This is a genomic window from Pseudomonas parasichuanensis, from assembly GCF_021601385.1.
GTDB classification, from domain to species: Bacteria; Pseudomonadota; Gammaproteobacteria; order Pseudomonadales; family Pseudomonadaceae; genus Aquipseudomonas; species Aquipseudomonas parasichuanensis.
Window position 1 is genome coordinate 1 of the sequence record NZ_BQHO01000096.1, and the last position, 300, is coordinate 300.

The 300-nt window shown below is 59.3% G+C and carries 1 protein-coding gene; it reads right to left on the reverse strand.

The features are described from left to right. The coding region (locus L6D77_RS27105) for an immunoglobulin-like domain-containing protein (protein ID WP_236170236.1) at window positions 1-300 on the reverse strand (300 nt) is incomplete at both ends.

The following is a 300-nucleotide window of genomic DNA, read 5'->3' on the forward strand; positions in this document are numbered from 1 at the left end:
TGTAGATGGCTTCGGTCTGGCCCGCCGGAATCACGACTTTGGCGCCGTTGGACAGGGTGACCGTCAGATCCTGATCCAGCTTCTGGCTGACTTTGACGGTGAAGCTTGGCTGCTGGTCTTCGGTGACGTTGCCATTGCTGACGATGGTCACGCTGACTTTGTCGCCTTCGTTGCCAGTGCCGGTACCGCCGCCGCTACCCGGTTCATCGGTAACCGAGGTGGTGACGGTGTTGTCGCCGAGGGTCAGCTTCTCGAAGTTGTCGCCACCGGCGACCGATTCGATCTTGTTGACGATATTCG